This is a genomic window from Intestinirhabdus alba (genome assembly GCF_009711095.1).
GTDB lineage: Bacteria > Pseudomonadota > Gammaproteobacteria > Enterobacterales > Enterobacteriaceae > Intestinirhabdus > Intestinirhabdus alba.
The window spans coordinates 68,321-93,980 of record NZ_WMJZ01000021.1 but is presented as its reverse complement, the minus strand read 5'-3'; the positions used below and the strand labels follow the sequence as shown (position 1 = coordinate 93,980).

Genomic DNA, 25,660 nt, shown 5'->3' with positions numbered 1-25,660 from the left:
CAAGAGGTAATTTAAAATAATTTTCCAACTGTCGTTTTTTTACTCTCTACGCCGATTTTACCGGCGACTTTGCGGTTAACTGGGCTATTTCTCCAGCAAAACTCGCCACCTGCGGCCAGTCGGTATAGATAACCTCTTTTCGGGTATCCGTTTCACCGCCCGACATCTTCATAATCAGCCCGATCATAAGACGGTCGTACCAGCGATAGCGCGGGTAGAGAAGCGCGCCGGCAATCACCGCGCAGCGATCGGGACGCCACTCGCTGTTGGTCAGAAATTTACGCGCATAGACGTTAGTCTGCGGAGTACGCTTTTCCGGTTTCCGCGCCACCAGGTTGACCGAGTAAAAGGCGCTCGGCATTGCGTTAAGCCGCGCGGCGTGTTTCTTCACGAACTCAAGGAAGGTCGAATGGTAGTGGCCATAGCGGATAGAGGCACCTATCACCACGCGATCGTAGTTTTCCCAGGCGGGTTCCTCGGTACGATGCAGGTTAATAACGTCCGCGTCGATCCCCCGCTCTTTTAGTTCAGAAGCCAGATACGAGGCGATTTCGCGCGTTTGTCCATCCCGGGTAGAAAAAAGAATCAGTGTTTTCACGTGTGCTCCATTATTCACGCCAGAAGGTCGGGGTAAAAAGTACCAACAGGGTAAAAACTTCCAGTCGACCAAAAAGCATGTTAGCAATCAGAATCCATTTAGCCACGGGGTTCATGCTGGTGAAATTATCAGCAACCACGCCCAGCCCTGGCCCAAGGTTATTAAGCGTAGCGACAACGGAAGCAAAGGCGGAGAAATCATCCACGCCGGTGGCAATGATCGCCAGCATACTGACGAGAAAGACCAGCGCGTAGGCGGAGAAAAATCCCCATACCGCTTCCAGAATGCGCTCCGGCAGAGCGCGATTGCCGAGCTTAATACTGTAAACCGCGTTCGGATGCACCAGGCGCTTCAGCTCACGGTTCCCCTGCTTAAACAGCAGCAGGATACGGATAACCTTTAGCCCTCCGCCGGTGGAACCCGCACAGCCGCCGATAAACGCGGAGCACAGCAGCAGCACCGGCAGAAAAAGCGGCCAGCGGGCGATGCTGTCGGTCGTAAACCCGGCGGTTGTCGCCATCGATACCACCTGGAAGAAGGCTTGATTCAGCGTGGTAAACGCCGAGGCATAGATATCATGGAACCACAGCACCAGGGTGCAGATAACCACCAGCGTCAGCTGCACGCCGATAAACATGCGAAACTCCGGGTCGCGCCAGTAGACCTTCAGGCTGCGGCCGCTCAGTAAAGAGAAGTGCAAACCATAGTTACAGCCGGAGATCAGTAAGAAAACGGCAATAATAGAGTTGATGGTGGGACTGTCAAAATAGCCCACGCTGGCGTCATGGGTGGAAAAACCGCCGATGGCGATGGTTGAAAAGCTATGCCCAATGGCGTCAAAGGCCGGCATCCCGGCAAACCACAGGGCCAGAGCGCAGGCCACGGTCAGCAGGACATAAATAAGCCACAGCGTTTTCGCCGTCTCGGCAATGCGCGGGCGCATTTTGTTGTCCTTCAGCGGCCCCGGCATTTCCGCCCGATAAAGCTGCATCCCGCCGACGCCAAGAATAGGCAAAATCGCCACCGCCAGCACGATAATTCCCATACCGCCAAACCACTGCAGCATTTGCCGATAGAAGAGAATAGCGTGCGGCAGGGAATCGAGGCCCACCAGCGTTGTCGCTCCGGTGGTGGTCAGCCCGGAGAATGATTCAAAAAAAGCGTCGGTAATGGTAAGGTTCGGGCTTTCCGAAAAGATAAACGGCAGCGCACCCACGCTGCCCAGCACGGTCCAGAACAGCACCACAATCAGAAAGCCTTCACGGGACTTCAGCTCGCCCTTTTCGCGACGGTTTGGCCACCACAAAACAGAGCCTATCACCAGCGCGACAAAGAAAGTCTGCGTAAACGCCCGGCCCGCGCCGTCACGGTAGATCAGTGCTACCAGTCCGGGAAGAATCATCGTCCCCGAAAATAAGATGACCAGCAGTCCAACGATTCGGGTTATGGCGCGAAAATGCATCTCTGCCGCTTCCTCAGTTCTTCAAAATGAAGGGGGATTATTCTTCAATCGCTAACAATTGCAATGAACCACGGCTAAAATCCGCCAGCCTTGCGCTAAAGTCGTCCACTTTTGCATAAGGAAGCGCCACCCTGAGCCGGACGAACGCCTGATAATCGCTGGCGATGATTTTGCCGTCAAACTGCTCCAGCAGCGACGTCACTCCCGCCAGCTGGCCATACTCGCACTGCAAAGTATATGCGGTTAACGGCGTCTTACGCCGGGTCGCTAACTGGCGCAGCGCCTGACTCACCCCGCCGCCATAGGCTTTCACCAGCCCGCCGGTGCCTAACAGAATGCCGCCATAGTAGCGCACCACTACCGCGGTAATCTCCCCGACGCCGCTGCCCATCAGCTGGGCGAGCATCGGCTTGCCCGCGGTGCCGGCCGGTTCGCCGTCGTCGGAAAAGCCCAGCTGCTGCGAATCGTCCGGCGCACCCGCCACCCACGCCACGCAGTGGTGGCGCGCATCCGGGTGCCCGACTCTGACCGATTCCACAAAGGCCTTCGCCGCCTCCACGCCCTCCGTATGGGCAAGTAGCGTAATAAAGCGGCTTTTTTTGATCTCTTCAACGACGGTGACCGGTGCCGCCGGGATTAACCAGCTCTCCATTACGCCAGTTTTAAATCCCGGGTCATATTTTCGACGCTGTTTTCGTGGATCACCACGTTGTCTTCAATACGAACGCCGCCAAACGGCTGCAGCGCGGCGATTTTTTGCCAGTTGAAGTGCTTACTGAACGGGCCAGCACGCCAGGGTGCCAGCAGTGACTCAATAAAGTAGATACCCGGCTCAATGGTCAGCACCATTCGCGGCTGCAGCACACGGGTGCAGCGCAGCCAGGGATATTTAGCTGGCGCGGCGAGATGGGTGCCGCCGTCATCCTGCATAAAGCCTCCGACGTCATGCACCTGCAGGCCCAGCGGATGACCGATACCGTGCGGCATAAACGGCCCGGTGAGATCGTTCTCCACCATCGCCTCTTCGCTGATACCGGTGACGATCTGGTGCTTACTCAGCAGCTTCGCAATGCGCTGATGGAACTGAATATGGTAATCAACGTAGCTGACGCCCGCCTTCATGGTAGCGATCAGCGCCAGTTGCTCGGCGTTCACGTCCTTCACCAGCCGGGCATAGTCGTTATCGCCATTTGCCGACCAGGTGCGGGTCAGATCCGCCGCGTAGCCGTTATATTCAGCGCCGGCGTCCAGCAGAAAGCTGCGCATTTCCGACGGTGCCTGATGGTCCAGTTTCGTGTAATGCAGCACCGCGGCGTGTTCATTAAGCGCCACAATATTGCTGTAGGGCACGTCGGTGTCGCGATGGCCGGTGGCGGTGAGATACGCCAGGTTAATGTCGAACTCGCTCATACCGGAGCGGAACGCCTCTTCCGCCGCCCGATGGCCGCTGACCGCCATTTTCTGCGCCTCGCGCATACAGGCCAGCTCATAGTCTGTTTTATAAGCCCGGTAATAGTGCAGGTAATCGATAACGCCCTGCGGATTGATATTACCAGCCGCAATACTCAGCTGCAGCGCGCGTTCCGCTGCCGGTCCAATATAACCGATATTGCCGCGCGCCGCGGGCAGCTGGCTACCGATACCGTCCACCTTTGGCAGAGCGATCACCTCAACGTCTTCCGTCCAGAAGGAGGTTGGCAGCGGCTCTACGTTGTGCCAGTAATCCACCGGCAGGTAAAACCACAGCTTAGGCTTATTTACGCCATCCACCAGCAGCCAGCAGTTCGGCACCTGCGTCACCGGAACCCAGGCTTTAAACTGCGGATTGACCTTAAACGGATAAGGGTGATCGTCAAGAAAAACATTAACCAGTTCGCCGGAATGAATCAGTAACGCATCCAGCTTAAAGCGCGCCAGCACATCGCGGGTCCGCTCTTGTAAGGTAGCGATATGATTTTTATAAAGCGCGGCCAATGACTCCATTTTCTGTCCTTCTTTTTTTGACCTTAAGTCTCCGCATCTTAGCACATCACCCCGACAAGCGTGATTTCCACTGAGCGTGATCGCATCGGCATTTTGTTAATCATTTGTTTGCATTTCATTAACACAATACTCACACTTCATCTCATCTGGTACGACCAGATCCCCTTGCGGATTCAGGAGACTGACATGCTTTACAAAGGCGATACCCTGTACCTCGACTGGCTGGAAGACGGCATTGCCGAACTGGTGTTCGATGCTCCCGGCCCGGTCAATATACTCGACACGGCCACCGTCGCCAGCCTTGGCCATGCCCTTGACGCGCTGGAAAAACAGCCGGGCGTAAAAGGGCTGCTGTTGCGCTCCAGCAAAGCCGCCTTTATTGTCGGCGCTGACATCACCGAATTTCTTTCCCTTTTCCTCGTCCCCGAGGAGCAGCTCAGCCGCTGGCTGCATTTCGCCAACGGCGTCTTTAACCGGCTGGAGGATCTGCCGGTGCCGACCCTTGCCGCCGTGAACGGCTATGCGCTGGGCGGCGGCTGTGAATGCGTGCTGGCGGTCGATTACCGGCTGGCAACGCCGGATCTGCGCATCGGCCTGCCGGAGACGAAGCTGGGCATCATGCCGGGCTTTGGCGGCTCCGTACGAATGCCGCGCCTGATCGGCGCAGACAGCGCGCTGGAGATCATCGCGGCCGGAAAGGACGTTGACGCGGAGCAGGCGCTGAAAATTGGCCTCGTCGACGGGGTGGTCAGGGCGGAAAAACTGCGCGACGGCGCGCTTGCCATCCTCCGCCAGGCCATCAGCGGCGACCTCGACTGGCGGGCCAGGCGTCAGCCGAAACTGGAGCCGCTGCGCTTAAGCAACATTGAGGCGGCGATGAGTTTTACTATCGCCAAAGGCATGGTGGCGCAGACGGCGGGCAAACACTACCCGGCACCGATGGCCGCCGTAAAGACCATTGAAGCCGCCGCCCGCTTTGGCCGCGAGAAGGCGCTGCAGCTGGAAAACCAGAGCTTTGTACCGCTGGCGCACACCCGCGAAGCGCGGGCGCTGGTCGGCATTTTTCTTAACGATCGGTATGTGAAGGGTAAGGCGAAGACGCTGGCCAGAAGCGTAGAGATGCCGAAGCAGGCCGCGGTGCTGGGCGCGGGCATTATGGGCGGCGGCATCGCTTACCAGTCGGCCTGGAAAGGCGTGCCGGTGGTGATGAAAGACATTAACGATAAGTCACTGACGCTGGGCATGACCGAAGCGGCGAAGCTGCTTAATAAACAGCTTGAGCGCGGCAAAATAGACGGCCTGAAGCTCGCTGGTGTTATCTCTACCATTCACCCGACGCTGGACTACGTCGGCTTTGAGCGCGTGGACGTGGTGGTCGAGGCGGTGGTGGAGAATCCGCAGGTGAAGAAGATGGTACTGGCGGAGACCGAAGAGAAAATACGCCCGGACGCCGTGCTGGCCTCAAATACCTCCACGATCCCAATCAGCGAGCTGGCGAGCGTGCTGAAGCGCCCGGAAAATTTCTGCGGGATGCACTTCTTTAACCCGGTGCACCGGATGCCGCTGGTTGAGGTGATTCGCGGCGAGAAAACCGCCGATGAGACCATCGCCAAAGTGGTCGCCTGGGCAAGCCAGATGGGTAAAACGCCCATCGTGGTTAACGACTGCCCCGGCTTCTTTGTCAACCGCGTGCTGTTCCCCTATTTTGCCGGTTTCAGCCAGCTGCTGCGCGACGGCGCGGACTTCCGCAAAATCGACAAGGTAATGGAAAAGCAGTTTGGCTGGCCGATGGGTCCGGCCTGGCTGCTGGACGTGGTCGGCATTGATACCGCCCATCACGCCCAGGCGGTCATGGCGGCGGGTTTCCCGCAGCGGATGCGTAAAGATTACCGCGACGCCGTCGACGTCCTGTTTGAGGCCGGTCGCTTTGGCCAGAAAAACGGCCTCGGCTTCTGGCGCTATAAGGCGGACAGCAAGGGCAAACCGAAAAAAGAAGCAGACGCCGCGGTCGACGGGCTGCTGGCGGAGGTCAGCCAGACGGGGCGCGACTTCAGCGACGACGACATTATCGCCCGCATGACGATCCCGATGATCAACGAAGTGGCGCGCTGCCTGGAGGAGGGCATTATTGCCAGCCCGGCGGAGGCGGATATGGCGCTGGTCTATGGCCTGGGTTTTCCCCCGTTCCACGGCGGCGCGTTCCGCTGGCTGGATACGCTGGGCAGCGCGAAATATCTCGATATGGCGCAGCAGTATCAGCACCTCGGCCCGCTGTACGACGTGCCGGAAGGGCTGCGCAACAAGGCGCGCCACAACGAATCGTACTATCCCCAGGTTGAGCCAGCCCGTCCGGTTGGCGACCTGAAAACGGCTTAAGGAGTCACAATGGAACAGGTTGTCATTGTCGATGCAGTTCGCACCCCGATGGGCCGTTCAAAAGGCGGCGCATTCCGCCACGTGCGGGCGGAAGATCTCTCCGCACACCTGATGCGTAGCCTGCTGGCGCGTAACCCAGCGCTGGAAGCGGCGGCGATCGACGATATCTACTGGGGCTGCGTGCAGCAGACTCTGGAACAGGGCTTCAATATTTCCCGTAACGCCGCGCTGCTGGCAGAAATCCCTCATACCGTCCCGGCGGTGACCGTCAACCGCCTGTGCGGCTCCTCGATGCAGGCTTTGCACGACGCGGCGCGCATGATTATGACCGGCGACGCGCAGGCGTGCCTGGTCGGCGGCGTGGAGCATATGGGCCACGTGCCGATGAACCACGGGGTGGATTTTCACCCTGGCATGGGCCGCAGCGTTGCCAAAGCGGCGGGGATGATGGGGCTGACCGCCGAAATGCTCTCGCGTATGCACGGCATCAGCCGCGACATGCAGGACGCTTTCGCCGCCCGCTCTCATGCCCGCGCCTGGGCAGCCACGCAGTCCGGCGCGTTTAAAAACGAAATAATCCCCACCGGCGGCCATGACGCGGACGGCATACTCAGACAGTTCAGCCATGACGAGGTGATCCGCCCGGAAACCACCGTCGAGGCGCTCTCTGCCCTGCGCCCGGCGTTTGATCCGGTCAGCGGGACGGTAACGGCGGGCAGCTCCTCCGCCCTCTCCGACGGTGCCGCCGCCATGCTGGTGATGAGCGAAAGCCGCGCCCGCGAGCTGGGGCTGCGCCCTCGTGCGCGCGTGCGCGCGATGGCGGTGGTCGGCTGCGATCCGTCGATTATGGGTTATGGCCCGGTGCCGGCGTCGAAGCTGGCCCTGAAAAAAGCGGGGCTTACCGTCAGCGATATCGATCTGTTTGAGATGAACGAAGCCTTTGCCGCGCAGATCCTGCCGTGCATTAAGGATCTGGGGCTGCTGGAGCAGGTGGATGAGAAGATCAACCTCAACGGCGGAGCCATCGCCCTCGGCCATCCGCTGGGCTGTTCCGGGGCGCGCATCAGCACCACGCTCATCAACCTGATGGAACGCAAGGATGCGCAGTTTGGCCTGGCGACGATGTGCATCGGGCTGGGTCAGGGCATTGCCACCGTGTTTGAGCGGGTTTAACCGCCGGACGAGCCGCCAGTCGTTCGCCCTGTATCGCAGCGGCTGGCTATTTTTGGCAACGAATTTGCCCGGTGGGCCGGACGCTTAGTTGCCGTTTTCCCGCCTGTCAGGGGCGGGCTTTTTCTCCGTCCAGGGAATAACCTCCACGTAACCGCCCGGCCACGATCGTCAATCACCCGTACGCGATAGCCTCCGGCAATGCGTCCAATCAGCAGTCCGATAGCCCATAAAGTAACGCTTAATAACCTCCCCACGGCGCAAAGCCGCATGAGGGGGAAACGGAACAAAAAGCGCAAAACGTCCCTATGAAAAGCGTCCTTAAAAGTAGCCTGCCGGGGTCAGTTTTACCTGCAAACGGGGGAAAGGCTACGAGATGCCGGAAAACAGGCTGAAGAGGGCTGACTCCCCGCAGTCCGATCCGTAAAGTAGCGATAGTGGCCAATGATACGCCAGCTGAACAGCACGTTTTCTAACTGTGCTCCTGCGCCAATATTGTGGACAATGAGCGGCGTGCCGTCGGCGGCATAGCGATCGGCAACAACGCCGATATGCGCCAGACCGTTATCTAATCGCCAGGAGACAATATCGCCCGGCTGATAATCGCTATAAACGGCGGTTACCGGCAGCGCTTTATTATGCCGGTTAAACCAGGTTTCAAGATTGTATACGCGACGATGATCGATATTCGCATCCGGGCGGGTTAGCTTCCATTTTTGCGGGTAAGCAGAGAAATGTTTGCGCATATCCTCATGCACCAGCCGCTGTAAATCGACGCCTTCGCTACGCAGGGCGCGGATAACCACATCCGCACAGACGCCCCTCTCCAGCGGCAGATCCCCGCCGGGGTACGCAAGCCGGACGTAGGCCGGATCGTAAAACAGGGTCTTGCCGATCTGCTGCCTGGCGGCCTGCGCGACCGCCCTGTTGGTCCGCGCCTCGACGTCGGAGACCGGCGCAGGTGCTGCCTGTGCCGCCACCGGCGTTACGGTCAGCGGGCTGCCGCACCATAAGGCAACGGCCAGAAGGGTATAAAGTAGCGTTGAATTCATCGTTCCATCCCTGAACGTTATTTTTCCCGGCGTCGTTAAATAAAGGCGAACGCATCTCCAAACAGGCGGTCTTCGCGTGCGCTGCGCTCATTGCAGAACAGGTCGCGGGCGATCTTCGCCATCTCAAAACGACCCGCGATATAGATATCGTGCTCCGCCAGGGTGCCGTAGTCCTGTAACACCGCCGTCAGCACGGTTCCCGTTCGACCGCGCCAGTCCGCTTCCGGCTGCTCCACGACCGGCTCCACCCGCAGGCCGGGATGGTTAACCGCCAGCGCCTCCAGCGCGGAGAGATCGTAAAGGTGCTTCTCTTCGCGGCCGCCCCAGTAAATCGCCACCTCACGATTGGGGTTCCGCGCCAGAGCGGTCAGCAGAATGGAACGCACGTATGAAAAACCGGTTCCGCCAGCAATCAGCAGCAGCGGCCGCGCTTCGTTATCGTCGCGCAGCCAGGCCTCACCGTGAGGAATATCCACGCTAATCTGGTGATCCAGCAGAATGCGATCCATCACCGCCATAGCGTAGAGGTTAATTTCAGACGCGCCGATGTGCAGCTCAATGAAGCGCTTCTCATCGGGCGTAGAAGCCATAGAGAACGGACGTTTATCCCGCTCATCCATCACCACCATCAGATACTGGCCGGCGCGAAAGGAAAAAGGGGCGTCCGGCACTAAACGAACGCGGTATACGGTATCGGTAATCGCCTCTACTGAGGTCACTTTACAGCTTAAGGTTGTCATGCGCTCCCTCTGTCGGGTCTATGGGCAAAACGATCGCGCCTCAGGCGCTTTTACCGTCATTAAAGATAGCCAGCTCATCCCAGATCGCGTCAATGCGCGCGGTAACAGCGGGATCTTTTTTAACCGGACGCCCCCACTCTCGCTGGGTTTCGCCCGGCCATTTATTTGTGGCGTCGAGGCCCATTTTGGAGCCCAGCCCGGAAACCGGCGAAGCAAAATCCAGATAGTCAATGGGGGTATTCTCTACCAGCACCGTATCCCGGGAAGGGTCCATACGGGTGGTAATCGCCCAAATCACATCGTTCCAGTCGCGGGCGTTAACGTCATCATCGCAGACGATGACAAATTTGGTGTACATAAACTGGCGTAAGAAAGACCAGACGCCCATCATGACCCGTTTGGCGTGTCCCGCGTACTGTTTTTTAATCGTTACCACCGCCAGGCGATAGGAGCAGCCCTCCGGCGGTAGATAGAAATCAACGATTTCCGGAAACTGCTTTTGCAGGATCGGCACAAAGACTTCATTCAGCGCCACACCCAGTACCGCCGGTTCATCCGGCGGGCGGCCGGTATAAGTAGAATGATAAATGGCATCCTCACGCCGGGTAATATGGGTCACGGTGAAGACCGGGAAATTATCCACTTCGTTATAGTAGCCGGTGTGATCGCCGTATGGCCCTTCCGCCGCCATCTCTCCCGGTTCGATATACCCCTCCAGCACAATTTCCGCACTGGCGGGCACTTCAAGATCGTTGGAGAGACATTTCACCACTTCGGTTTTAGTGCCGCGCAGCAGCCCGGCGAAGGCATATTCGGAGAGAGTATCGGGAACGGGGGTCACCGCCCCCAGAATCGTCGCCGGATCGGCACCCAGCGCCACGGAAACCGGAAAGCGCTCCCCCGGATGGGCGGCCAGCCACTCCTGATAGTCAAGCGCGCCGCCGCGGTGGGATAGCCAGCGCATGATCAGTTTATTCTTTCCAATCAGCTGCTGGCGATAGATGCCCAGATTCTGCCGCTCTTTATGTGGGCCGCGCGTTACGGTCAGCCCCCAGGTAATCAGCGGAGCGGCGTCTTCCGGCCAGCAGGTCATAATGGGTATACGCCGTAAATCCACCTCGTCGCCTGAAACCACCTTCTGCTGGCAGGGGGCACCGCGCAGCCGCTTCGTCGGCATATTCAGCACCTGCTTAAAGTGTGGCAGCTTGTCGAACAGATCGCGGAAGCCCTTCGGCGGCTCCGGCTCCTTCAGGAAGGCCAACAGCTTACCCACTTCCCGCAGCGCCGAAACCTCCTCCTGGCCCATTCCCATCGCCACGCGCTTCGGCGTGCCAAACAGATTGCACAGCACCGGCATCGAATAACCTTTGGGATTTTCAAACAACAGCGCAGGCCCGCCGGCGCGCAGCGTGCGGTCGGCAATTTCAGTGATCTCCAGGTGGGGATCAACCGGAAGCGTAATGCGTTTTAGCTCGCCCTGTCGCTCAAGCAGCGTCAGGAAATCGCGTAAATCATGATATTTCATGGCGTCCATTATGGCCTCTTGGTGAGCGCTTTATTATACGGCGTTCATCCTGTTGTTGCTGTCTTTTTGTTAAATTAGCGTGAAATACGGCGCAACGGCCGCTCCTTGATAGCCGGCCTACCCGGCAGGCCGGCCATCAACGCCAGGTCAGGAGAAATACGGAGCGCATAATTAACATCAAGCATCGCTTTTGCTATGCTTGCGCCCCGATCAAGCAGATAAGAGTTATTATGCAAGCCTGGTATCTACTGTACTGTAAACGCGGGCAGCTTCAGCGCGCTCAGGAGCATCTCGAAAGACAGGCGGTTAACTGCCTGACGCCGACGATCGTGCTGGAAAAAATGGTGCGCGGCAAGCGTACTGCGGTGAGCGAGCCGCTGTTTCCTAACTATCTGTTTGTCGAGTTCGATCCGGAGGTGATCCACACCACGACCATCAGCGCTACGCGCGGCGTCAGCCATTTCGTACGCTTCGGTGCCTGGCCGGCCGTGGTTCCCTCCAGCGTTATTCACCAGCTTTCTATCTATAAGCCCGACGGGGTTGTCGATCCGCAAACGCCCTATCCCGGCGACACCGTGCTGATTACGGAGGGGGCGTTTGAAGGGCTGCGGGCTATTTTCACCGAACCTGACGGCGAAGCGCGCTCTATGCTGTTGCTCAACCTGCTGAATAAAGAAGTTAAGCAGGCTGTGAATAACACAGGCTTCCGTAAGATTTAACGTCTCTTCTCAGAGCGCAATACCCAGCAGCGCTTTCACGTTAGCGTTGGTTTTTTCAGCCAGCCATCGCGCATCTTCTCCGCGCCAGTGCGCAATGCGTTCGACAATATGTGCCAGATAAGCGGGTTCGTTACGCCGCGAGGCGGGAGCTGGCGTCAGGTCACGGGGCAGCAGATAGGGCGCATCGGTTTCAACCAGCAGCCTGTCAGCAGGAATCAACGGCAGCAGCTCGCGTAGCGCCACTCCGCGACGCTCATCGCATACCCATCCGGTAATGCCAATATACAGCCCCCGGTCCAGGCAGGCGCACAGCTCCTCCTGCGTGCCGGTAAAACAGTGCAGCACCGCGCCGGGCAGTTTGTCCAGCCAGGGATCGAGCAGGGTCAGAAAGCGTGAATGTGCGTCGCGACAGTGCAGAAAAACGGGCATCCGCAGCCCGGCGGCAATCCTCAGCTGTGCTTCAAAGGCTTTTTCCTGCTCCTGCGGCGTGGAGAAGTTACGGTTAAAATCAAGGCCGCACTCGCCGATAGCCGCCACTTCCGGCTGACCGGCCAGGGCGATGAGCGCCTCTTCCGTGTCAGATTGCCACTGGCTGGCGTCGTGGGGATGGACGCCAGCCGTGGACCAGCAGTGAGGATACTGGCGCGCCAGCTCCAGCGCCCGCTGGCTTTCCCGCAGATTCGTCCCGGTGAGCAGCATCCCCTTCACGCCAGCGGAAAAGGCCCGTGCGACCACCGCATCCCGATCGCTGGCAAACTGCGAGCTGGTTAAATTAACGCCAATATCAAACATGCTTCCCTCCATATGACAACCGCCCTGAAACGGGCGGTTGGTGTTATTCATCGGCTTCTTCAGCCTGCTGCTCGGCAGCGTTATCTTCATCCCGCGTTCGCCGTTTGCCGACGTAAAAGCGAGAGAAAAAGACGCCGATCTCAAACAGGCAGTACATCGGTATCGCCAGCAGCGTCTGGGAGAAGACATCCGGCGGCGTCAGCAGCATCCCCACCACGAAAGCACCCACCAGCACGTACGGCCGCTTTTTACGCAGATCTTCTGGCGTTGTAATGCCCATCCAGCAGAGCAGTACGATAGCTACCGGCACTTCGAAGGAGATCCCAAAGGCCATAAACAGCGCCATGACGAAGCTTAAGTAGCTGGCAATATCGGTCGAGACCTGAACCCCTTCCGGCGCGGTGTTGGCAAGGAAGCCGAACGCCAGCGGGAAGACGACAAAGTAGGCGAACGCCATCCCGATATAAAACAGCAGCGAACTGGAAACCAGCAGCGGCACCACGAGACGGCGCTCATGCTTATACAGCGCCGGGGCGACAAAGGCCCAGACCTGGTAAAGAATGACCGGCGCGGACAGGATCAGCGACACCATAAAGGTGAGTTTAATCGGGGTGAAAAACGGCGAGGCAACGTCCGTCGCGATCATCGTCGCCCCGTGCGGCAGCTGTTTAATCAGCGGCGCAGACACCAGATGATAGATATCGTTGGCAAAATAGACCAGCGCCAGAAAAATCACGATAACCGCAATAATGCAGTTCAGCAGACGCTTACGCAGCTCAATCAGGTGTGTAATAAGCGGTTGGGTATCTTCTACGGCCATGTTTACGGTTTATCACTCGACGAAGGGGAAGACTCGGCGGCAGGCGCAGCAGATTTTGGCAGCACGTCCGCCGCGTTGACGGAAGGGCTTTCCGCCGGTGCGGCAGCGGCAGGCTTTTGTTCCGGAGAACTGGCCTGCGCTTCTGCGGCAGCCGGAGTAACCCCTTCGTGCAGCGCTTCGTTCCCTTTCACCACCGGGTTATGTATGGTGTGCGCTTCATCGCTGGCTTGCTCAGGTTCGTTGGTGCTGTAAGAGCGTTTCATGGATTCGGCCGCCTGGCGCAGCTCGTCCATGGAGGCCTTCAGCTCGGGCGTCAGGTTTTCCAGACTCGCCTTTTCAACCTTTTTCAGGCTGTCCTGAAACTCCTGCAGCTTCAGCTCCTGCGTCAGCTCGTTCTGAACCGTTGTGGCCAGAGAGCGCAGGGCGCGAACCCATCCCGCCACCGTTTTTACCGCTACCGGCAGTCGCTGCGGCCCCAGCACAACGAGGCCGATGATGAATACCAGTAACAGTTCGCTAAAACCGATATCAAACACGAATCACACCTGCTCTTTATCGTGGCGCTTTGCGTCTTCTGTTTTAACGACTTCAGGTTTTACATCGGCTTGCTTATCAACGATAGATTTAGCGGTAAAATCGGCGTCCTGGCCGGCTTTATCCTGCTTTGTTTCATCATCGCTCATGGCCTTTTTGAAACCCTTAATGGACGCGCCAAGATCGGAACCAATAGTGCCGAGTTTTTTAGTACCAAACAGCAGTACGACAATAACGGCAATAATCACTAACTGCCAAATGCTAATACCACCCATACATGTTCCTCTGTGATAGATGATGAATAATTAAGGCCGCATTATACGTCATGCGGCCTGTCCTGGGCGATGAAAAAATCAGCGCGTTTTCCGCCAGCCGATTATCCAGGCGATTACGCCGCCCGCCATGAGCCAGCCGGGCATGAAACCCCATTCAGGTCGGTTGATAAGCAGGAACGTCCCGCTCAGCAGCAGCGTTGCGCCAATACCCAACAAATAGCGGGATTGTCCCTGGCGCACGTGATTAACCTGAAGCTCGCGCGCAATCTTATCAACACTGAGCCGTAAATATTTGCCCTGGCGCAAACTGTCGTACACCAGTTCAGGAAGTTCAGGTATTTTTTCACCCCAGAAGGGGGCCTTTTCCTTAAACGCTCTCACCATGGCCGGAATACCGACCTGATCTTTAATCCATGACTCAAGGAATGGCTTCGCCGTTTTCCATAAGTCCAGCTGCGGATAGAGCTGCCGCCCTACCCCCTCGACGTACAGCAGCGTCTTTTGCAACAGCACCAGCTGCGGCTGTACCTCCATATTAAACCGCCGCGCCGTATTAAAAAGGTTTAACAGCACGTGGCCAAACGAGATTTCCGCCAGCGGTTTTTCAAAAATCGGCTCACAGACGGTGCGGATCGCGAACTCAAACTCTTCAACGTTGGTGTCCGGCGGCACCCAGCCAGAAACCACGTGCAGCTCGGCGACCCTGCGATAGTCGCGGTTGAAAAAGGCGATGAAGTTCTCCGCCAGATAGCGCTTATCTTCCTTGTTTAGCGAGCCGACGATGCCGCAGTCAATGCCGATATACTGCGGGTTTTCCGGGTGTTCATGGCTGACAAAAATGTTGCCGGGGTGCATATCGGCATGGAAAAAGCTGTCGCGGAACACCTGGGTAAAGAAGACCTTCACGCCACGCTCTGCCAGCAGCTTCATGTTAGTGCCGTTTTTCTCCAGCGCCGCCACATCCGAAACGGGTATGCCGTAAATCCGCTCCATGACCATCATATTTTCACTGCAGTAGTCGGCATAGACTTCGGGAATGTACAGCATCGGGCTGTTTTCAAAATTACGCCGCAGCTGGATGGCGTTAGCCGATTCGCGCAGCAGATTCAGCTCGTCGATCAGCGTCTTTTCATATTCACGCACGACCTCCACCGGGCGCAGGCGGCGGCCGTCCGGCAACAGGCGCGGCACCCAGCGGGCAAGGCGATAGATAAGCTTCATATCCGCTTTAATCACCGGCAGGATATCCGGGCGAATAACCTTAATCACCACCTCTTTGCCGTTGGCCTTCAGCCGCGCGGTATGCACCTGAGCAATCGACGCCGAGGCCAGCGGCTGGATCTCAAAGTCGTCAAACCAGGCCTCAACGGGCAGGCCGCCCATCGCCTCCTCGATTTGCGCTTTCGCCAGGCGACCGTCAAAAGGTGCTACCTTATCCTGCAACAGGGCGAGCTGATCGGCGATCTGCGGAGGAAAAAGATCGCGGCGGGTGGAGAGCATCTGACCAAACTTAATCCACACCGGCCCCAGCTCCTGCAGGGCCAGCCTGAGCCGCTCTCCCAGCAGCTTGTCTTTGTGCCGGTTCGGCATCCAGAAGAGCGTTGAACGCCACAGCCTGAGCGGCAGCGTAATACGCATTTGGGGAATAAGTTCATCAAGTCCGTAGCTTAAAAAGGTACGAATAATGAACCAGAGGCGCCGTACTTCTCCTGGCGTCATTTAACCTCCAGTTTTTCCAGCCTTCTGGTAAGCGCATCAGCGGCACGCGCCACGGCGGTGGTTTCTTCAGCAAACCAGGCAACCTCAAGCGCTCCCGGTGCCAGACGCCACTCTTCGGTAATCGCTTCGGCAAAGTAGCGCTGCTGGCGTTTAATCCCGTGGAGAAAAAATGCCGCACCGCCGAGCAGGCTTCGGCTAATGCCTTCAGCAGCAATATCACCGGTGTAGGGGGCCAGCAGCTCGGCGGGATCGAACTCCGCCAGATCGGCCAGCGCCACGAGGTTCTGCACCACCTGAATATCGCCCTGAACCTCCAGCTCGCCGCTGCGGATCAGCGCGGCGAGCTGCTGGCGATCGCGCAGCTTCGGCAGGACGCTGGCCCAGGTGCTTACCGTACAGTCAGCCTCGCCTTCCCATTCGCCCAGCACGTCGAGTTGCCGCTCGCTAAACACCAGTACTAATGAAGTGGAGAAGCCTTTTAGCTCAACGCGCAGCACCTTACCCAACAGGCGCGCCCGCGCGGGTTTCAGCGCGGATGAACGATACAGAAAGGTATTAAGCAGGCTTTCAATTCCCGCGGTGACCAGGGGTTTAAAAGGCATCCCGTTCTCCCGTCAGTATTTATAGCCGCGATGTAGCGCCACGACGCCCGCCGTCAGATTGTAGTAGTCAACGCTTTCATAGCCGGCATCCTGCATCATCGCCTTCAGGGTATCCTGATCGGGATGCATACGGATGGACTCCGCCAGGTAGCGGTAGCTCTCCGCGTCATTAGCGACCATTGAGCCGATACGCGGCAAAATATGGAAGGAATAGGCATCGTACGCTTTGCTCAACGGCTCAATAATCGGCTTAGAAAACTCCAGCACCAGCAGACGCCCGCCCGGCTTCAGCGCGCGATACATTGAGCGCAGCGCTTTTTCTTTATCCGTTACGTTGCGCAGACCAAAGGAGATGGTTATGCAGTCAAAGGTGTTATCGGGAAAGGGCAGCGCTTCTGCATTTGCCTGCACATACTCGACGTTGCCAATAATGCCGATGTTGCGCAGTTTTTCGCGCCCCATTCGCAGCATCGAATCATTGATATCGGCCAGAATCACTTTGCCGGTTTCACCGACCATGCGGGAGAACTTTGCCGTCAGATCGCCGGTGCCGCCCGCCAGATCGAGGACCGTCTGCCCACGCCGCACGCCGCTGCAGTCGATGGTGAAGCGCTTCCACAAGCGATGAATACCAAATGACATCAGATCGTTCATGACGTCATATTTCGCGGCCACAGAATGAAAAACGTGAGCCACCATATCCGCTTTCTGCTCTTTAGCGACGGTCTGAAAACCAAAGTGCGTCGTTTCCTGTGAATTATCCACCATCTCAGTGCCTGCTCTGCTCATCAAAAAATTGTTCAAGAAGTGTAACAGATCGGGGCAAATTGCCCTACCTGTCTGACTGGCCCGGCTGGCCACAGCGGGCTAACGCAGCTGCGGGTTAGCCTCTTCATCCCCGAAATAAGCCGCCTTCCGGCGCGCTTCCGCTATCGATTGTAAATGATACGTCTCGTCCTGCGAGGTGGCTTGCTCTACCAGTTCCGGATTAATCTCACGTTTAATTTCAACGCCGAGATCGCGAAACGCCTCGGCCTGCGCCAGCACGTTACCGCGCCCGCTGGCGAGCTTTTTCATCCCCTGGCGGTAGCTCTCCTGCGCCTTTTCCAGCCCCTGGCCTATCGCCGTCATATCATCAACAAACAGCCGCACTTTATCGTAGAGCCTGCCGGCCCGATCGGCGATCTGCTGCGCATTGCGGCTCTGGTGCTCATAGCGCCAGAGGTTGGCGATGGTGCGTAACGCCACCAGCAGCGTCGTCGGGCTGACCAGCATAATATTATGGCGCAGGGCCTCGTTAATCAGCTCCGGCTGCCCGTCGAGGGCCAGTAGAAAGGCCGGCTCAACGGGGATAAACATCAGCACATAGTCCAGAGAGCGCAGCCCCGGCAACTGCTGGTAATCTTTGCGCCCCAGCAGGCGAATATGGCTGCGTACCGAAGCGATATGCTCCTGAAGCGCCAGCTCGCGAACGGCGTCATCCTCCGCGTTGAAATAGCGCTCATAGGCGACCAGCGTCATTTTAGCGTCGATCACCACGTCTTTGCCCTGCGGCAGCCGCACGATGACATCCGGCTGCATCCGCGAGCGGGCGTCGTTTTCGATGCTGACCTGGGTCTCATATTCATAGCCATTGCGCAGACCGGAGGCCTCCAGCACCTTGGTAAGTACCACCTCTCCCCAGTTGCCCTGGGTTTTATTGTCTCCTTTCAGCGCCCGCGTCAGGTTGATCGCCTCCTGCGCCATCTGCGCGTTGAGCGCCTGCAGACTGCGAATTTCATGGGCCAGGGTGTGCCGCTCCCGGGCCTCCTGGCCAAAGCTCTCCTGCACCTGGCGGCGGAAGCCATCCAGTTGCTCACGCAGCGGCGTCAGCAGACCGTTAAGGCTCTGGCGGTTCTGCTCATCCATCCGCCGGTTGCTCTGTTCGAAAATGCGGTGGGCCAGATTTTCGAACTGTTCGCTCAGCCGCTGCTCGCTGTTGATCATCTGGCGGATTTTATCCTCCGCGTGCTGCTGCGTCGCCTGCAGGCGGGTGGTGACCTCACGCAGATCCACTTCAAGGGAGGTGTTGATGCTGCGCAGGTTTCGCAGCTCATTATTGAGCAGTTCGCATTCTTCACGCCAGTGGACGTTTTGCGCCAGCTGCTGCTTCGCCGCGCTCAGCCCGGCGACGAGCTCTTCACGCTCGGCCAGCTGCCCGGCTTTTTGTAACGCATGCTGATAGCCGGCAAACAGCCAGCCGATCGCCATGCCTGCCAGCGCTATCATGGCATACATTATGATTGAAACCGCCACATCGCCCCCTGCGCCCATCCATTACCCGCATAAAATAGAATTGTGCTGTATAAACGTCCAGTTTGAAAACTGTTTTCTGCGAGACGTCATCCAAAAGTTTGATGCTGTAGCAAGAATTAATATTTCAAAAAAAAATATAATGGAATTTTTAGTTCAAAAACATAATGGAGAAAGTGATGAAACTGGCTATCTGCACCGATATTTTTGGCAATCTCTCTTTTCCTGACATGCTCGATCGTGTCCAGCAGTATGGTATTCACGGAGTTGAGCTGACAGCCGGCGGCTGGTCCTCTTGCCCTCATGTCGATACTCTCGCCCTTCTCTCCTCACCTGACAGGCTGGCCATCTTTCGCCACGAGCTTGAAAAGCGTGAGATGGAAATTGTGGCGCTGAACTGTTCCGGTAACCCACTTGCGCCGGGTGAATTCGGGAAACAGCACGCAGCCAGCAGCTACCGAACCGTTGAACTCGCGGCAAAGCTTGGGATAAAAAAAATTGTCATGATGAGCGGCTTACCCGCAGGAGGTGAAGGAGATAAGATCCCTAACTGGATAACCTCAACCGTATCATGGCCGGATAACATGCCAGATGTGGTTGATTACCAGTGGAATAAGGTAGCCATCCCCTGGTGGCGCAGCTTTGTACGCCATGCAGAGGAGAATAAAATTGAGAAGATCGCTCTGGAGGCGTTTCCTGGCCAGCTGGTGTATAACCCCTCGACGCTGCTACGCCTCAGAACGGCGATAGGCGAGATAATCGGTATAAATCTGGATCCCTCTCACCTGATCGCAATAGGCGCTGAGCCAGTTGCCGCCGTCCGTAAACTGGCTGGCGCAATTTATCACGTGCATGGCAAAGATGCCCGCATTGAACGCGGCCTTGCCGATATTGACGGACTACCAGAACCCAGACCTGTGACGGATACGCTGAATCGAACCTGGAACTACGTTGCCGTCGGCTGTGGACGAGATTTACAGTGGTGGAAAGAATTTTTCTCCGTGTTAAAAATGACGGGATACAACGGGGCAGTCTCTCTGGAAATGGAGGATTTAACCATGAGCACAGAGGCGGGTCTGCGAACGTCCATTGAGGCGCTTAAGGCGACGCTAAGCACATGACCCGCCGTCTAAAGGTCGCCACAGCCTTTTAGACCGCGGTACGCTGTGGCTCCTACAGCATGAAGCCATATTTACCGCCTCTTAACTCGCTGTTCGGCTTACAGCAGGCGACGCGCCGCCTCCACCACGATCTTCACCGCGTGGCTTTCGGTCTGCTTCATCGTTTCCGCGTTGGGGATCTCCTGCTGGGTGCGGTTGACGATCACCCCCGCCACCATCCCGGCGCGCAGGCCCTGGCTGGCGCACATGGTCAGCAGCGTGGCGGATTCCATTTCATAGTTCATGACGCCCATCGCCTGCCACTCTTCCATCGAGCCTTTAAAGCGGCTGACCACGCGCCCGGAGAAGGTGTCATAGCGCTCCTGGCCCGGATAGAAGGTGTCAGAAGAGGCGGTAACGCCAACGTGGGTGGTCGCCCCAATGGATTTTGCCGCCTCCACCAGCGCGGTGGTGCAGGCAAAGTCAGCCACCGCCGGAAACTCCATTGGCGCAAAGTGCAGACTCGCGCCGTCCAGACGCACGGAGGCGGTGGTGACCAGCACATCGCCGACGTTGATATGCGGCTGAATGGCCCCGGTGGTGCCAATACGCAGAAAGGTACGGATACCCAGCTGCGCCAGCTCTTCCACGGCGATAGAGGTTGACGGGCCGCCGATGCCGGTGGAGCAGACAATCACGGCCTTTCCGTCCAGCTCCGCGCGCCAGGTGGTAAATTCGCGGTGAGAGGCCAGCTTAACCGGCTTATCCATCAGCGCGGCAATCTTTGCCACCCGCTCCGGATCGCCAGGCACGATGGCAAGTGTGGCCCCCTGTAAATCGTTTTTGCTGAGACCGAGATGAAAAACATCGGACCTGGACATAACAACTCCTCTGTAATGGTGTTTTGGCAGAAGAAGCAAAAAGACACTCTACCGAAAGGAAGAGACTATTTTCGTGATGCTCATCACTATGAAATATATGAATTGCATATCGTTACCCACAATAAGTGACACATATCACACAAACAAATCCTGATGGCTAAAAATACGCCGCTCCGGCACCCGATGGTTTCATGCAGGCTGGCTATAGTTAACGTGGCGCTCAGCGCCGGCTTCTGCCGGCGGGCGTTCCTATGCACCCCGATCGCCAGGTTTTACTCTTTTTAAGGGCACGGAGAATACCATGACAGCAACCCCATCTACCGGTTTTGCAGCGGCCGCTTCCCCACTCGCCGCCACCACGATACACACTCCGGAAGACGGCGTTATCACCGGCTTTACCACGATTCCTTCCCGGGGTGACGAGATGCCCGCTTACCACGCGCGACCTGAAAAGAACAACGGCCCGCTGCCCGTGGTCATTGTGGTGCAGGAGATTTTCGGCGTTCATGAACATATCCGCGACGTCTGCCGTCGGCTGGCGCTGGCGGGCTATCTGGCAATCGCGCCCGAACTCTATTTTCGCGAAGGCAATCCTGACGATTTTGCCGATATCCCGACGCTGCTGAGCGGGCTGGTCGCCAGAGTTCCGGACGCCCTGGTGCTGGCCGATCTGGATCACGTCGCCAGCTGGGCCTCGCGCAACGGCGGTGATGCACACCGTCTGATGATGACCGGCTTCTGCTGGGGCGGACGCATTGCCTGGCTGTACGCGGCCCATAACCCGCAGCTGAAAGCGGCGGTGGCGTGGTACGGCAGGCTGACCGGCGAAAAATCGCTGAACTCGCCGCAGCATCCGGTAGATATTGCCCCCAACCTCAGCGCCCCGGTGCTGGGCCTGTACGGCGGGCAGGACATGGGGATTTCACAGGAGAGCGTTGAAGCCATGCGGCAGGCGCTGCGCGCGGCGGATGCAAAGGCAGAAATTATCGTCTACCCGGAGGCCGGACACGCCTTTAATGCCGATTACCGGCCGGGCTATCACGAAGCGTCGGCGAAAGAGGGCTGGCAGCGGATGCTGGCATGGTTTGCCCGGTATGACAGGAACGACGCAGGCTGATGGGCTATGTCCTGAATAAGGCGGGCAATATCTGCCCGCCCTGAACATCAGCGCTGAAAGCGTGTGGGAGAGTTAAAAGTCGTAACCGTTGATAACGTCAAGAATGTTTTGCTCCCCGGAATAGCGAGCTCTTAGCTCTGCCTGCTGTTCTTTTGCCGTCGGGCAAACAATGTTCACCTGCCGCTCAATGTTTTCCTGCTGCGCTTTGGGTAATTGCGAATCCCACTCTCCGGCTAAGTGCTGGCAGCTTTCTGCATTATTCAAAAATGCCGTAACGTCTTTTGGATAATTGTCTTCAGCCTGAGCGCAGGAGAGTAAAAAAAATATCGAGCCCAGCAGAGCAATTTGCTTCATTTTATCGACCATCCGTTGACCAGTGAGGTTTATCATTGGAGCCGCCATGATATTTTATAACGCCAAAGGTTTTACCTACTTCATGAAGTTGGCTATTCATACCATCGCGAGGAAGTGTGTTAATCACCACCGTATCTCCCCGTTTGTTCTTTATTTCCAGGTTCCCTGACCAGGATAAAGACATGTCTACAGCGTTCCCCTCAGTATGTCTACTATTTAATGCCGGTGCCACGTTCAAATTCGTCATGCCATAGGCGCGCACCATCGCTTTTGCCGCGTTGATACTGGCGGTGGTATCAACTTTCCCACCAGCGCCCCTGTGTACCCAGTCAATATCGACGCCTGATTTAGCTGGTACATTTTCTGGCTGAACGCGACCACGAGCAATTTTCCACGACCAGTGCATCAGATAAGCCCTTTCCGGCGGACGCCGCGTGGCCGAAAGCGTGACTCTGACGCCAGCGTTACGAAGGCTTGTTAAAAACGCTTCCAGATTAGCTTTGAATACAGGGCTTAACGTTTGCGTGGAGTTACTTCCGGGAAAACGCGATACCCAATTTTGACCGCTTAATTCTGCCATTATGACTTCGTTCCTGTAAGTAAAAAACACCCTTGACGGGAAGGGAAAATACAACCCTGAGCGTTATACTCTTACGGAAATTCATCACTGCCAGTTCAGTCAAATCGGAAAAAACATAAGAACAACGCCACAACGCCAGAGCCACTAAATACCACTGCAGTTTTGCAACGTACACAGGGCATAGCAAGATACAGAATAAGTAAATGCCGAATTTCAGATATCGGAAAAGGCACTTATCCTGGGCTGGCGCAATAGTAAAAACACATTCAGACCCTCACGAAAAGAAAGAGACAGCGCCGGCCTCCGTGAGACTGATGACAAACCCCGGGCCGATNGCGCCGGCCTCCGTGAGACTGATGACAAACCCCGGGCCGATCTCGTTCGGCCATAATCACCACAAAAATAAACAAGGAAAATCAATTCATTGATTTTCGGTGGCTAACCACAAAGAGGGAAAAACCACGTTTTTCCCTCTTTGCCATCAACCTGACGGAGGCTAAAGCCTCCGTAGCACATTATGCCTGGCGCAGGTTGCGGGCGGCCTGCACCATATTCGCCAGCGCCGCCCGGGTTTCCGACCAGCCGCGGGTTTTCAGGCCGCAGTCCGGATTCACCCACAGCCGCCGGGCCGGGATGCGCCGCGCCGCCTTTTGCAGCAGCGCTTCGATCCACGCCACGTCCGGCACGTTAGGGGAGTGAATATCGTATACCCCCGGCCCGATTTCGTTAGGATATTCAAAGGATTCAAACGACTCCAGCAGCTCCATATCCGAACGCGAGGTCTCAATGGTGATCACGTCCGCGTCCAGCGCCGCAATGGAATCCATGATGTCGTTAAACTCGCAGTAGCACATATGGGTGTGGATCTGCGTGTCATCCTTCGCCACCGCGGCGCTAATGCGAAACGCCTCCACGCTCCACTTCAGGTACGCTTCCCAATCGCTGCGCCTGAGCGGCAGGCCTTCGCGCAGCGCCGGTTCGTCAATCTGAATAATACCGATGCCCGCCGCCTCCAGATCCGCCACTTCGTCACGCAGCGCGAGGGCAACCTGCTTCGCGATGATTTCCCGCGACACGTCCTCACGCGGGAACGACCAGCAGAGGATGGTCACCGGGCCGGTGAGCATTCCCTTTACCGGTTTATCGGTCAGGGACTGGGCGTACTTCGCCCACTCCACGGTGATAGCCTGCGGCCGGCTGATGTCGCCGACCACCACCGGCGGCTTTACGCAGCGGGAGCCGTAGCTCTGCACCCAGCCGTTGCGGGTAAAGACGAAGCCGTCCAGATGTTCGCCGAAATATTCCACCATATCGTTACGTTCGGCTTCGCCGTGCACCAGCACGTCCAGGCCCAGACGCTCCTGCTCAACGATCGCCCGTCTGATGTGTTCAGCGATGCCGGTACGGTAGCCGCTGGCGTCCAGACTGCCCTTTTTGAAGTCCAGCCGCAGCCTGCGGATTTCCGTGGTTTGCGGGAAAGAGCCGATGGTGGTGGTTGGCCAGAGCGGCAGCTTAAAGCGGGCGCGCTGGGCTTCGGCGCGCACCGGCCAGGGGTTTGCACGCTGGCTGTCCCGGTCGGTGACGGTGGCCAGCCGTCCGGCCACCGCCGCGTTATGAACGCGCGTCGAACGATGCCGCGCCCGTATCGGCGCGCTCCACGCCGCCAGCGCGGCGGTGTCGCCGCCGTTCAGCGCATCACGCAGCAGCGCCAGCTCTTCGCATTTTTGCAGGGCAAAAGCGAACCAGCTCTTTACTTCCGCATCAAGAGCCGTCTCTGCGCTCAGATCGACAGGACAGTGCAGCAGCGAACAGGAGGAGGCCACCCACAGATCGCGCTTGCCCACGATCTCTTTAATCTGCGCATATTTTTCCGGCAGGTTCGCGCGCCAGACGTTGCGCCCGTTAATAAGGCCCGCGGAGAGCAGCCAGTCGGCGGGCAGACGGCGGTGCAGTTCAGCAACGTCATCCTTACCCTGAACCAGATCGACGTGCAGCCCCTGCACCGGCAGCGTACTGATAAGGTCAAGATTCAGCGTGACCCCCTCAAACCAGGTGGTCAGCAGCAGTTTTACCCGCCCCGTTAGCGCCTCATACGCCGGGCGACAGGCCTCCAGCCACGCCTGGGGCAGCTCCAGCACCAGCGCCGGTTCGTCAATCTGCACCCATTCGATGCCGCGATCCGCCAGCTCCGCCAACAGCTGCTGGTAAACCGGCAAAATATCGCCAAGCAGGCTGAGGCGGTCAAACGGCTCTCCCTTAACTTTACCCAGCCACAGATAGGTCACCGGCCCCAGCAACACCGGCTTTATCCGGTGGCCCAGCGCCAGCGCTTCGTCCACCTCCTCCAGCAGCTGTCGCCAGGCAAGCCTGAACGACTGACCTTTGACAAACTCCGGCACCAGATAGTGATAGTTGGTGTTAAACCATTTGGTCATCTCTGCCGCCGCCGCCGGTTCGCCGGTCGGGGCGCGACCGCGCGCGATGCGGAACAGGGTATCGATATCCAGCGAGCCGTCGTCGTTCTGATGGCGGGCCGGCACGTTGCCCAGCATCAGGCTGGTGGTCAGCACATGGTCATACCAGGCAAAATCGCCCACCGGCAGCAGATCGATACCCGCCTGCTTTTGCTGCGCCCAGTGGCGGGCGCGCAGCTCGCACCCTGTCGCCAGCAGCGCCTCACGGGACGTCTTCCCCGCCCAGTAGCTCTCTTGCGCCGTTTTCAGCTCGCGATGCAGGCCAACGCGAGGAAAACCGAGGGTGTGGTTAATAATTGTCATTTTTATAACCTCATAATGTGTAATCCGCAGGATTGCGGACCGGGTGAGTGACAAATCTGTCCGGAACAGATTTGCACACCGCGCAGCGGCGGCCCGTCAGGCCGAATCTCATGGATGAGATGAGTAACCCGAAGCCCATGCACCATAAATTCGCAACATGCACGTTTTAGCCGTCCAGATGTTTACACATCT

At 57.5% G+C, this 25,660-nt stretch carries 23 protein-coding genes and 1 pseudogene; 5 read left to right on the top strand and 19 right to left on the bottom strand.

The features are described 5' to 3' along the window. Positions 1-46: 46 nt before the first annotated feature. From hemG to pepQ, 4 genes are read right to left on the bottom strand one after another with little or no spacing between them, the layout of a single operon-like run. Positions 47-598 (bottom strand): menaquinone-dependent protoporphyrinogen IX dehydrogenase, encoded by a 552-nt coding sequence (hemG, locus tag GJV78_RS15485; RefSeq protein WP_167519596.1) that lies wholly within the window; start codon positions 596-598, stop codon positions 47-49. A gap of 10 nt (positions 599-608) precedes the next feature. After that, positions 609-2,060, bottom strand: a complete 1,452-nt coding sequence (gene trkH / locus GJV78_RS15480; protein ID WP_155109161.1) for a Trk system potassium transporter TrkH — start codon at positions 2,058-2,060, stop codon at positions 609-611. 37 nt (positions 2,061-2,097) lie between these two features. Then, positions 2,098-2,712, bottom strand: a complete 615-nt coding sequence (locus GJV78_RS15475; protein ID WP_155109160.1) for an IMPACT family protein — start codon at positions 2,710-2,712, stop codon at positions 2,098-2,100. Further along, entirely contained in the window at positions 2,712-4,043 is a 1,332-nt protein-coding gene (gene pepQ, locus GJV78_RS15470) for a Xaa-Pro dipeptidase (RefSeq protein ID WP_155109159.1), read from the bottom strand. The genes GJV78_RS15475 and pepQ overlap by 1 nt, the downstream gene beginning before the upstream one ends. A gap of 186 nt (positions 4,044-4,229) precedes the next feature. Here pepQ and fadB point away from each other — a divergent pair, with 186 nt between their 5' ends. Both fadB and fadA read left to right on the top strand, forming a co-directional pair. Next, complete coding sequence (fadB, locus tag GJV78_RS15465) at positions 4,230-6,419, top strand: fatty acid oxidation complex subunit alpha FadB (RefSeq protein WP_155109158.1); 2,190 nt, start codon at positions 4,230-4,232, stop codon at positions 6,417-6,419. A gap of 9 nt (positions 6,420-6,428) precedes the next feature. Beyond that, complete coding sequence (fadA, locus tag GJV78_RS15460) at positions 6,429-7,592, top strand: acetyl-CoA C-acyltransferase FadA (RefSeq protein ID WP_155109157.1); 1,164 nt, start codon at positions 6,429-6,431, stop codon at positions 7,590-7,592. 422 nt (positions 7,593-8,014) lie between these two features. Here the strand turns inward: fadA and GJV78_RS15455 are convergent. The 3 genes and pseudogenes from GJV78_RS15455 to ubiD form a co-directional block, all read right to left on the bottom strand. After that, positions 8,015-8,641 (bottom strand): annotated as a pseudogene (locus tag GJV78_RS15455) (DUF1287 domain-containing protein); the annotation flags it as partial. Between the two features lie 35 nt (positions 8,642-8,676). Continuing rightward, positions 8,677-9,381, bottom strand: coding sequence for an NAD(P)H-flavin reductase (gene fre / locus GJV78_RS15450; protein ID WP_155109155.1), 705 nt, complete (start codon positions 9,379-9,381; stop codon positions 8,677-8,679). Positions 9,382-9,421: 40 nt separating this feature from the next. After that, positions 9,422-10,915 (bottom strand): 4-hydroxy-3-polyprenylbenzoate decarboxylase, encoded by a 1,494-nt coding sequence (gene ubiD / locus GJV78_RS15445; RefSeq protein WP_155109154.1) that lies wholly within the window; start codon positions 10,913-10,915, stop codon positions 9,422-9,424. A 221-nt stretch (positions 10,916-11,136) separates the two neighbouring features. Between ubiD and rfaH the strand changes: the two genes are divergently transcribed. Further along, the gene (gene rfaH / locus GJV78_RS15440) at positions 11,137-11,625 is read left to right on the top strand and encodes a transcription/translation regulatory transformer protein RfaH (protein WP_155109153.1); all 489 of its coding nucleotides are present in this window, start codon (positions 11,137-11,139) and stop codon (positions 11,623-11,625) included. A 9-nt stretch (positions 11,626-11,634) separates the two neighbouring features. Here the strand turns inward: rfaH and tatD are convergent, their stop codons facing one another. The 8 genes from tatD to rmuC all read right to left on the bottom strand — a co-directional run bounded on the left by tatD (position 11,635) and on the right by rmuC (position 18,680). Continuing rightward, positions 11,635-12,417 (bottom strand): 3'-5' ssDNA/RNA exonuclease TatD, encoded by a 783-nt coding sequence (tatD, locus tag GJV78_RS15435; RefSeq protein WP_155109168.1) that lies wholly within the window; start codon positions 12,415-12,417, stop codon positions 11,635-11,637. Between the two features lie 43 nt (positions 12,418-12,460). After that, positions 12,461-13,237, bottom strand: a complete 777-nt coding sequence (gene tatC, locus GJV78_RS15430; protein ID WP_155109152.1) for a Sec-independent protein translocase subunit TatC — start codon at positions 13,235-13,237, stop codon at positions 12,461-12,463. Between the two features lie 2 nt (positions 13,238-13,239). Next, complete coding sequence (gene tatB, locus GJV78_RS15425) at positions 13,240-13,773, bottom strand: Sec-independent protein translocase protein TatB (protein WP_167519595.1); 534 nt, start codon at positions 13,771-13,773, stop codon at positions 13,240-13,242. Between the two features lie 3 nt (positions 13,774-13,776). Then, a complete protein-coding gene (gene tatA / locus GJV78_RS15420) occupies positions 13,777-14,046 on the bottom strand; it encodes a Sec-independent protein translocase subunit TatA (RefSeq protein WP_155109151.1) in 270 nt (89 codons plus the stop codon). Between the two features lie 78 nt (positions 14,047-14,124). Beyond that, positions 14,125-15,765: a ubiquinone biosynthesis regulatory protein kinase UbiB gene (gene ubiB / locus GJV78_RS15415; RefSeq protein WP_155109150.1), complete on the bottom strand. Its 1,641-nt coding sequence runs from the start codon at positions 15,763-15,765 to the stop codon at positions 14,125-14,127. Beyond that, complete coding sequence (gene ubiJ, locus GJV78_RS15410; RefSeq protein WP_155109149.1) at positions 15,762-16,367, bottom strand: ubiquinone biosynthesis protein UbiJ; 606 nt, start codon at positions 16,365-16,367, stop codon at positions 15,762-15,764. The genes ubiB and ubiJ overlap by 4 nt, the downstream gene beginning before the upstream one ends. Positions 16,368-16,379: 12 nt before the next feature. Further along, a complete protein-coding gene (gene ubiE, locus GJV78_RS15405; RefSeq protein WP_155109148.1) occupies positions 16,380-17,135 on the bottom strand; it encodes a bifunctional demethylmenaquinone methyltransferase/2-methoxy-6-polyprenyl-1,4-benzoquinol methylase UbiE in 756 nt (251 codons plus the stop codon). A 99-nt stretch (positions 17,136-17,234) separates the two neighbouring features. Next, positions 17,235-18,680: a DNA recombination protein RmuC gene (rmuC, locus tag GJV78_RS15400; RefSeq protein WP_155109147.1), complete on the bottom strand. Its 1,446-nt coding sequence runs from the start codon at positions 18,678-18,680 to the stop codon at positions 17,235-17,237. A gap of 158 nt (positions 18,681-18,838) precedes the next feature. Between rmuC and GJV78_RS15395 the strand changes: the two genes are divergently transcribed. Further along, positions 18,839-19,780 (top strand): sugar phosphate isomerase/epimerase family protein, encoded by a 942-nt coding sequence (locus GJV78_RS15395; RefSeq protein WP_155109146.1) that lies wholly within the window; start codon positions 18,839-18,841, stop codon positions 19,778-19,780. A gap of 98 nt (positions 19,781-19,878) precedes the next feature. Here GJV78_RS15395 and udp read toward each other — a convergent pair whose 3' ends face one another. After that, a complete protein-coding gene (gene udp / locus GJV78_RS15390; RefSeq protein WP_155109145.1) occupies positions 19,879-20,640 on the bottom strand; it encodes a uridine phosphorylase in 762 nt (253 codons plus the stop codon). Positions 20,641-20,941: 301 nt separating this feature from the next. Here udp and GJV78_RS15385 point away from each other — a divergent pair, with 301 nt between their 5' ends. Beyond that, positions 20,942-21,757, top strand: coding sequence for a dienelactone hydrolase family protein (locus GJV78_RS15385; protein ID WP_155109144.1), 816 nt, complete (start codon positions 20,942-20,944; stop codon positions 21,755-21,757). A gap of 72 nt (positions 21,758-21,829) precedes the next feature. Here the strand turns inward: GJV78_RS15385 and GJV78_RS15380 are convergent, their stop codons facing one another. The 3 genes from GJV78_RS15380 to metE all read right to left on the bottom strand — a co-directional run bounded on the left by GJV78_RS15380 (position 21,830) and on the right by metE (position 25,468). Then, positions 21,830-22,111 carry a hypothetical protein gene (locus GJV78_RS15380; protein ID WP_230979161.1) on the bottom strand — a complete coding sequence of 94 codons (282 nt, stop codon included), beginning with the start codon at positions 22,109-22,111 and terminating at the stop codon, positions 21,830-21,832. Position 22,112: 1 nt separating this feature from the next. Further along, positions 22,113-22,691, bottom strand: a complete 579-nt coding sequence (locus GJV78_RS15375; RefSeq protein WP_167519593.1) for a peptidoglycan-binding domain-containing protein — start codon at positions 22,689-22,691, stop codon at positions 22,113-22,115. Positions 22,692-23,206: 515 nt separating this feature from the next. Beyond that, positions 23,207-25,468, bottom strand: coding sequence for a 5-methyltetrahydropteroyltriglutamate--homocysteine S-methyltransferase (gene metE / locus GJV78_RS15370; RefSeq protein ID WP_155109142.1), 2,262 nt, complete (start codon positions 25,466-25,468; stop codon positions 23,207-23,209). Between the last annotated feature and the right edge of the window lie 192 nt (positions 25,469-25,660).